6 protein-coding genes are annotated in these 9,186 nt (G+C 45.9%); 4 read left to right on the top strand and 2 right to left on the bottom strand.

Annotated features, from left to right (window positions below):
* The 3 genes from F6K37_RS24460 to F6K37_RS24450 all read left to right on the top strand — a co-directional run.
* Positions 1-908, top strand: a 908-nt coding sequence (locus F6K37_RS24460; protein WP_287252703.1) for an LL-diaminopimelate aminotransferase, incomplete at its 5' end; no start/stop codon positions are given.
* Between the two features lie 320 nt (positions 909-1,228).
* On the top strand, positions 1,229-1,585 hold the full coding sequence (locus tag F6K37_RS24455) for a Spx/MgsR family RNA polymerase-binding regulatory protein (protein ID WP_287252700.1): 357 nt from the start codon (positions 1,229-1,231) through the stop codon (positions 1,583-1,585).
* A gap of 50 nt (positions 1,586-1,635) precedes the next feature.
* Positions 1,636-3,177, top strand: a complete 1,542-nt coding sequence (locus tag F6K37_RS24450; RefSeq protein ID WP_287252697.1) for a phytoene desaturase family protein — start codon at positions 1,636-1,638, stop codon at positions 3,175-3,177.
* Positions 3,178-3,402: 225 nt separating this feature from the next.
* On the opposite strand, the gene F6K37_RS24445 is transcribed toward F6K37_RS24450, so the two are convergent.
* Positions 3,403-7,398, bottom strand: a complete 3,996-nt coding sequence (locus F6K37_RS24445) for a CHAT domain-containing protein (RefSeq protein ID WP_287252695.1) — start codon at positions 7,396-7,398, stop codon at positions 3,403-3,405.
* Positions 7,399-8,204: 806 nt separating this feature from the next.
* Positions 8,205-8,435, bottom strand: a complete 231-nt coding sequence (locus F6K37_RS24440; RefSeq protein WP_131826988.1) for a hypothetical protein — start codon at positions 8,433-8,435, stop codon at positions 8,205-8,207.
* Between F6K37_RS24440 and mnmE the strand changes: the two genes are divergently transcribed.
* A partial coding sequence (mnmE, locus tag F6K37_RS24435; protein ID WP_287252692.1) for a tRNA uridine-5-carboxymethylaminomethyl(34) synthesis GTPase MnmE occupies positions 8,421-9,186 on the top strand: 766 nt, incomplete at its 3' end. The genes F6K37_RS24440 and mnmE overlap by 15 nt on opposite strands.

The raw sequence follows: 9,186 nt of genomic DNA, 5'->3' as shown, positions 1-9,186 counted from the left end.
GGATCTCTGGCAACATTCTTGACATCTTTGGGAAAGATAACAAGATTGCCGTTACTGACCCAGTTTATCCCGTGTATGTAGACACCAACGTCATGGCTGGTCATACCGGGGATGCTAATGATGCTGGTAAATATGAGGGTTTGGTTTATCTACCGATTACCGCCGAGAACAACTTCACCGCAGAGATTCCCTCCGAGAAGGTTGATTTAATTTACCTATGCTTCCCCAATAACCCTACCGGAGCAACCGCTAGCAAAGACTACCTCAAAACTTGGGTAGACTATGCCAAAGCTAATGGTTCGGTCATTTTCTTTGATGCAGCCTACGAAGCCTTTATCACTGACCCAGACCTACCCCACTCCATCTATGAGATTGAGGGAGCAAGGGATTGTGCCATTGAATTCCGCTCTTTTTCCAAAAATGCGGGCTTTACCGGCACCCGCTGTGCATTAACAGTAGTACCAAAGACCCTAACAGCCAAAGCATCCGATGGTTCAGATGTGGAACTGTGGCCACTTTGGAACCGCCGCCATTGTACTAAGTTTAATGGGGTTTCCTATATTGTACAACGAGGCGCTGAAGCCGTTTATTCTGAAGAAGGCCAAGGGCAAGTTAAAGCACTAGTTGACTTCTATCTGGAAAATGCCAAAATTATTTGCGATCAACTAACAGCCGCTGGATTAACAGTATATGGTGGCGTAAATGCCCCTTACGTTTGGGTCAAAACACCTAATGGTCTATCCAGTTGGGACTTCTTTGATAAATTACTCAACACTGCCAATGTAGTCGGAACCCCTGGTTCTGGATTTGGTGCTGCCGGGGAAGGTTATTTCCGCATTTCCGCATTTAATAGTCGGGAAAATGTAGACGAAGCGATGCAGCGGATTACCGATAAATTCAAAGTTTAGTTGCGTAGGGTGCGTTAGGGGCGGGATCGAACTCATGGTATGGGTCGTCACCTTGGCAGAGCCCGCCCCGTAACGCACCACCTGGTCAAACAGCTTTAATGAGATGCGCCCGTAGGGTGTGGGGTTACCAGGTGTGTAATTTAGTAATAAATTCAATAATTTTTATCTACTATATCCTACGCTCTACACCCTATTTTAAATTATAACTTGCCCCAGTTTTCGGTAAATTAAAATTATCAAACTCCCGATTCCCGATTCCCGATTCCCGATTCCCGATTCCCGATTCCCGATTCCCTTTCTTGCAAATAAGGATAAAAATTATGTCAATTAAAGTCTACGGTATTCCCAACTGCGGCACTTGCAAAAAAGCATTTAAATGGCTCGAAGATAACAGTGTTGAGTATGATTTTATCAACACAAAAGAGCATCCACCAACTGCCGATATGATTAGCAGCTGGGTAGAAGCCTTGGGCTCTAAACCGATGCGTAATACGTCTGGGAAATCCTACCGTGAAATAGGTGAAGAAAAAAAGACTTGGACCGAAGAGCAGTGGGTTGAAGCCTTTGCCAAAGATGCGATGCTGCTGAAACGACCCCTGTTTGTGAAGGATGGCACAGCGGTGTTGGTAGGGTTTAGGGCAAATGAAGAAACGATACGAGAAAAATTGGTAATATAGTATTTTTGTCGTAATTATCAATAGAATAAACCAAACTATCGAGCCCAAGGATGAGTAAAGAAACAGATATAGTTGTAATTGGCAGTGGGATTGGTGGTTTATGCTGCGCCTCTCTTCTAGCTCGCTACGGTTTTAACGTCACAGTCTGCGAGAGCCACTCAATCCCTGGTGGTGCTGCTCACGCTTTTGAGCGCAATGGATTCAAGTTTGACTCCGGTCCGTCTCTTTACTCAGGTTTGTCTTATAGCCCTTCTTCTAATCCTCTGCGACAACTGCTAGATGCCATTGGTGAGGATTTATCTTGGGAAACCTACAAGACATGGGGTTGCCGTTTGCCTGAAGGTGACTTTGACACCTCCGTTGGTGCGGATCAGTTTTGTGAAGTTCTAGCCAGGCTTCGTGGTAATGATGCTGTAACCGAATGGCGTGAGCTTCAGCGGGTGATGGAACCCCTAGCTAAGGCTGCGATCGCAATTCCCCTCGCTGCCATCCGTTTTGATCTTGGCGCAGTGGTCACCCTCAGCCGATTTGCCCCCTCTTTCCTACCATATCTTGGGAATTCTATCAAGCTCAGAGGACCCTTTAGCCAGATAATGGACGGTGTTCTCAAAGACAACTTTAGCCGTAATTGGCTGGATTTGCTTTGTTTTCTATTATCTGGACTACCAGCGGATGGAACCATTGCGGCAGAGATGGCCTTTATGTTTGCGGAATGGTATCGACCAGGGGTAGTGCTAGACTATCCCATTGGTGGTAGTGGTGCCCTAGTTGATGCCCTAGTGCGGGGATTAGAAAAACATGGTGGTCAGTTGATAGTTAATGCTCATGTTGAAGAAGTGATAGTCGAGCACAACCGTGCCGTAGGTGTGCGTCTGAGGGGCAGCAAAGAAATCCGAGCCCGTAAAACAGTAGTGTCTAATATCTCAGTATGGGATACCCTCAAACTACTGCCAGATTCAGCCATACCAAAATCCTATCGAGCCAAGAGAAACGCCACCCCTGAGTGTGACAGCTTCATGCATCTCCACTTAGGCATTGATGCTGAAGGACTAGAAAAAGACCTAGCCTGCCACTACATTATCGTTAATGACTGGGAAAAGGGTGTTACCGCTCCCCAGAATATAGTAGTGCTATCGATTCCATCCCTTTTAGACCCATCCCTAGCACCACCAGGAAAACACGTGATTCACGTTTATACTCCAGGTAACGAACCCTATGAACTCTGGCAGGGGATGAGTCGTAGCAGTGAAGCCTATGCACAACAAAAGCAGATGCGTGCAGAAATCATGTGGAAAGGATTGGAGCGGATCATTCCAGACATTCGTTCCCGTTGTGAAGTCACTCTAGTCGGTACACCACTCACCCACGAACGCTTTCTGCGCCGCCACCGAGGTTCCTACGGTCCAGCAATTCGAGCAGGAGTTGGCATCTTTCCTGGTCCTGGCACACCCCTACCTGGACTAATGTGCTGTGGAGACTCAACCTTTCCCGGTATTGGTTTACCAGCAGTTGCCGCCAGCGGGATGATTACTGCCAATACCCTTGTACCGGTTTCAAAGCATTTGGAAATGCTGAAAACGATTGGGTTGTGACCTAGATTGGGCAACTATCGTCAGCCGTCAGCCGTCAGCCGTCAGCCGTCAGTGGTCAGCCGTCAGTGGTCAGCCGTCAGCCGTCAGCAGACTTAACTCAGATTAAACCAATGCTTACCTCTTTTATTAAAAAGCACCTCAAGTAGCGTGCGCATTAGCTGATAGCTGATAGCTGATAACTGATAGCTGATAGCTGATAGCTGATAGCTGATAGCTTACCTATAACTAAGGATCACCAACTAGCAAAAAAGCAGCCCAATAATAGGGATGGGTAAAGCTTTGTTTTCCAAATCCTGACAATTCTGAGGATAAAGCAATTTTCTTGCCAGAGCTATATAAGTGATCATTCTCGATCCGGACATTGCCTCGAATCATTGCCAACTGTGCCTGTCGCAAGGCTTCAGTTTTACTCGGTGTCTTGTTCAACTGACGGTAAAACTCTGTAGTCAGCCCCAGAGCCCCTTGGTCACTGACAGACCAAAGGGTTGCTAGAGTGGAGTCAACCCCTGCCTGAAAGGCTGAGCCAGCAAAACCTAGCTCTGCTTCCCGATTTCCCAAAGCGGTTTGGCAAGCGCTGAGTACCAACAACTCTACCGATGGCTCAGAAAACAGATTTTCCACTTGATCGAGCCCCAGTTTTTCGTCCCACATTTGAATATAAGAATTTTCAGGAGCTCCCTGATTAAACTGAGCATGGGTAGCTAAGTGAATGATGCCAAATTTCCGTTTTTTTCGTTGAGCCTTTAAATTTTCCAGAGTGAAGCTTTCGTTGAGAAAATAGTTACCTTTCCACAGTTTGTTGATAATTGTTTGTAACTCGACTTTTACCCAAGGCAAATCCTGTTTATCAGAAAATTGGGAGGCTCCCATCGCCAGCAGTCGCAAGGATTGAACATGGGTAAACCGAGAATAGGTCAAACTAAGGCTAGGCACCAGGCTGACACTATAATTTTCCACTAGATAATTCTTTTGATCGTGGAGAGCAGCCAGGGGTAGGGAGCGCAACCCCTGATCCATGGCAAATATCAGGCTCTCGATCTTATTAGCTTTTAACTCAGCCTCCAACGGTCCGATCAGCCATTGGTAAAGTTGCTGAGCTGGTTTGAGATAATCCTTATCATCCAAGCTTCGGGGATTTATCAGTGTTCGATGAAAGGTCCTAGTCACAGCTAGGACTTCAGCACGATTTGCGTTATAGACTCGCCGCAGAATTGGATTACCGTCTGCTGTGATCAGCAACAGTTCTAGCTGGTCATCGTTTTGTTGTAAGCATTTTTCCGGTTCTAAAGGTAGATCAGAGGGTCGGTAACCAAATCTTCGGTCAATTTCGGCTGCTGGGATTGCTGGAGTTTGGCATCGAGTTCCTGGTAATGTCAGGGAGTTTTGGACAAAACTGACATAAATAACCCCAGTCTTGAGACCCTTCTCCCGCTCAAGCTCACGAATGCGATCGCGCACATCATTCTGAGTAGAAATTTTGGTCTTGAGCTGTCGCAGAAAGTATGCCTGATATTCTTCTGTGAAGGCTTTTTCTATGCCATAGACTAGGTCACTTGTAACGGTCGCCTCCAGTGTGATTGGTTGCTCTACCAATGGTGGAACCTCTGGCGGTGTTATTGATGAGTTATCCGGTGTGGGGATTTTTGAGTCTACCTGTTGTGAAACTGTTAGATCATCCGGTAGTAAAACCGTTACATTCTCTGGTGGTGTGACTGTGCCATCATCCGGTGGTGTGACTGTGCCATCATCCGGTGGTGTGACTGTGCCATCATCCGGTGGTGTGACTGTGCCATCATCCGGTGGTGTGACTGTGCCATCATCCGGTGGTAGAACTGTTACATCATCCGGTGGTGTAACTGTGCCATCATCCGGTGGTGTAACTGTGCCATCATCCGGTGGTAGAACTGTTACATCATCCGGTGGTGTGACTGTGCCATCATCCGGTGGTGTGACTGTGCCATCATCCGGTGGTGTGACTGTGCCATCATCCGGTGGTGTGACTGTGCCATCATCCGGTGGTAGAACTGTTACATCATCCGGTGGTGTAACTGTGCCATCATCCGGTGGTGTGACTGTGCCATCATCCGGTGGTGTAACTGTGCCATCATCCGGTGGTGTGACTGTGCCATCATCCGGTGGTGTAACTGTGCCATCATCCGGTGGTGTGACTGTGCCATCATCCGGTGGTGTGACTGTGCCATCATCCGTTGGATCTCCCGGATTAATAGTAATCTCTCCTTCCGTACCTCTGAGAGCATCTAACCGTGAGTTAGATTCTATTTGTTCTCGTATTGCTTCTGCATCAGCTTCGCTAGTAATGTCAGGAGCGAAGACTATGATATCACCACCATTGCCACCCCTCTGAGCTTGTGTGTTGATCTCAATATTCTCAAAGTTAACATTGTTTGAATCTGGAACGTTAAAGGTTAAGTTACCAGAATCTCCACCGTTTGATGCCTCGGTGATAATTGTGAGAGTCTCACCATTTACCTCAATGCTTCCCTGTGCAGTTTCCAAGGTTACATCACCAGAATTACTACCCCCTGTTTCTGTCGTCCTGATCGTGGTAACATCCGGACGATCATTATTACGGAATATAATGTCGTCTTGAGCTGATAAGATTACGGGTCCAGCATCACCTAAGATTACAGGTGCAGCATCACTCGGATTAGAACTTGTATCGATATCACCAATAGTGATACTCCCTTCAGGTAAATTCTGTTCAAGATTAGAGAATTCTGTCCCTTCTACGGTGACTGATTGATTAGGATCAAAATTAACTGAATTACTCAATTGATCCTCACTCAAACCTGCTCGCAAAATCAGAGAGCGGCGTTGGGTCAAATTCTCAAAATCTGGATCTGAAGTGGGAATCGAGCCAGTGGTGTCTGGCTGTGTGATCTTGATATTTCCCCCCTCAATACTTCCAGTAGACTCTACTTTCAGAGAAGCTCCTGTATAATCGCCAAATTTTACATCGCCTCTAGAGATAATAATCGGGTCATAGAAGCTCAGAAAATTACCTGGTTTACCGGATAAATTCAGAATCGAGAAACTACCACCACTAGCAAAGTGAGCATCTCCGGAAATAATCCCATCACTAACTAAACTGAGATTACCCCCACTCTGAAAGGGTGTCTTGGGATGATTCAGTGCCAGAATATCAATGCCTAAATCCCCCTGAATGTAGAGGTCTCCTCCCGCTATAGCATTGAAGGAATTCTCAAGAGTATCCCTTACCACCACTTTATTCTGGGCAAGTAGGTTTAAATCTCCCGTGGTAGACAGCTGGCTTTCTACTAGAGTCAGGTTATTGTTGGCGGACAGGGTTGCAGTCTCTGCCGTTACTTCCTTTGCCGCTACATCCCCAGACTCCAAAGTGATGCCTGAATCCTGCAACGTTACAGTACCATCACCATTATCCTTGAATTCTGTGGCATGACCTACATCAGGGCCAGTTAAAAGTTCAGGCAATTGCACAGGTGTCAAGGATTGTTGGTCAGTGAGTAGGGGGTGAATTTCCAAATTCAGCAAGTGCCCCTCTTGGGTAATTTTCACTAAACTTTCCCCTGGTACAGCAGCTACCGTAATTTTTCCCTCTTGTGCTGCCAGTTCTCCAGTACTGATCACAGTGCCACCCAGTAAGGTTAGGTTATTTCCTGGTGTCACCTCTAGCTGGCCCTGATTGATAATGGCTCCTGGTGTACCTAATGTCTCGAACCTAAATACACTAGGTGTTCCAATTAAGGACAAGTAGTCGTTGTCACCAAAGGCACTAAACCAATTATTATCACCAAAGCCAATATCTGTAGCGGTGGTAGCGGTTAATGATCCTGGAATGTTCAGCTGGGCATCGGCACCAAAAATTATCCCCGCTGGATTCATTAAAAACAGGTTGGCGTTGCCCCCTGTGACTTGGATGAGACCGTTAATCACTGAAGCGTTGCCACCTGTAACCCGATTGAGAATGTTTTTGATACCGGGTTGAGACAAAAAATTAACAATTTGGTCTTGGTCTAAACCAAACTCCTGAAAGCTGTGAAATAGATTAGAGCCATCACCTGATTGAGTACCTCCGTCAATATCAAAGCGATTACCATCTTGGATAACTTCCGTGTCAGTGGTGTGATCGGCTTGAATCGGCTGTGCTATTGTCGGTATAACCCAAAGAGGTCCTGCCAACACATAGAGGACGCTCAGGGATTGACTAATTCTACTCACAGCTAATTTCATCTGGCTTATTCGTAAAATCTTTTTTATTTCGTTATCTTAATCGGTTTTAATTTTAAATTTAAATTGCTGGATACTTAACAAAATTAATCGAATCTTTTATTATATAGTTAAATTTATTGCAATCTTGATAAATTAGGTTTGGCAGTAGTTAAAAACTTCACAAAGCTCTGGTCATCTTTATCAAAAAAATACAAACAAATACTAGAGTAGTGGTAAGATTACCCTTATATTTCTACCGTGAAATAAATAATGTAAAATTTGGATTTATTCGTAGAAATTTACCAAATATTATCGTTTTCACAACTCATTTATTATTGTTATCATTAATGGCAATATCAAAAACTATGTCAGTAATCAGCTAAAGGCCTTTGGCCACGCTACGCGAACAGCAGTCAGCTTTGCTGCTAATACGTAAGCAATCAGCAATCAGCAATCAGCAATCAGCTATAATTAATCAGCAATCAGCAATCAGCTATCAGCTATCAGCGCTTTTCATAACTATGAGGTAGATAGGATTTTTTACCTATTACCTATTACCTATTACCTATTACCTATTACCTAGGCGTTGCTGATTATGCGTATGGTTTTGCCCCCCTAGCCCCCCAATTCTGGGGGGAACAAAACTATCAAAGTCCCCCAGAATTGGGGGATTTAGGGGGCTTCAATCAAACCAAATGATCGCGCATTCATTCCTTAATTCAGCAACGCCATTACCTATTACCTATTACCTTGTTTTAAGCTGACCACTGACCACTGACCGCTGACCGCTGACCGCTGACCGCTGACCACTCTGGTTAATCACTTCCCAAATAGTGCCTGGAATTTTCGGTTACGCTAATAGGTGATGCGGTTTCTAGCCTAATCAGGTAAACAGCATTTTTTCCCGATTCCCGACTCCCGACTCCCGATTCCCGATTCCCGACTCCCGATTCCCAACTCCCGACTCCCGACTCCCGACTCCTATACCACGAAAAGGGATATGATGGTAAGTTAACCGAATTTGATCTGAAATGTTCGAGAGTCAAACCATTGCTGCGATCGCAACAGCAGTTGTACCCCAACAAGGGAGTATCGGTATTGTGCGACTGTCAGGAAGAGATGCGATCGCAATTGCCCGTACTTTATTCCAGGCACCGGGGCGTCAGGCTTGGGAGAGTCACCGGATTCTCTACGGCTATGTGCGTCATCCCAAAACCCAACAGCTAGTGGATGAGGCATTGCTGCTAATTATGCAAGCTCCCCGTTCCTACACTCGTGAAGATGTGGTAGAGTTCCATTGCCACGGTGGGATCATGCCTGTACAAAAAGTGTTGCAATTGTGCCTAGAACAAGGAGCGAGATTAGCACAGCCAGGAGAATTTACCCTGCGGGCATTTTTGAATGGGCGTTTGGATTTGACTCAAGCAGAAAGTGTTGCTGACTTAGTGGGGTCTCGCTCCCCAGCAGCGGTTCAAGCGGCCCTAGCTGGGTTGCAGGGCAAGCTCGCCACACCCATTCGGGAAGCTAGAGCTACTTGCCTGGATATTTTGGCAGAAATTGAGGCTCGAATTGATTTTGAGGAGGATTTACCGCCCCTTGATCAAGGCGCAATTGTAGCTCAACTTAACAATATCTTAACAGAAGTATCCCAACTATTAGCCACAGCGGATCAAGGTGAGCTATTGCGCACAGGTTTAAAAGTGGTAATCCTGGGGCGACCCAATGTCGGAAAATCCAGTTTATTGAATGCCTGGAGTCGATGCGATCGCGCTATTGTCACTGACCTTCCTGGTACCA

The sequence above is a fragment of the Moorena sp. SIO4E2 genome (genome assembly GCF_010671945.1).
GTDB lineage: Bacteria > Cyanobacteriota > Cyanobacteriia > Cyanobacteriales > Coleofasciculaceae > Moorena > Moorena producens.
Note: the sequence above shows the minus strand (reverse complement) of the source record. Positions and strands in the feature narration are given on the sequence as shown.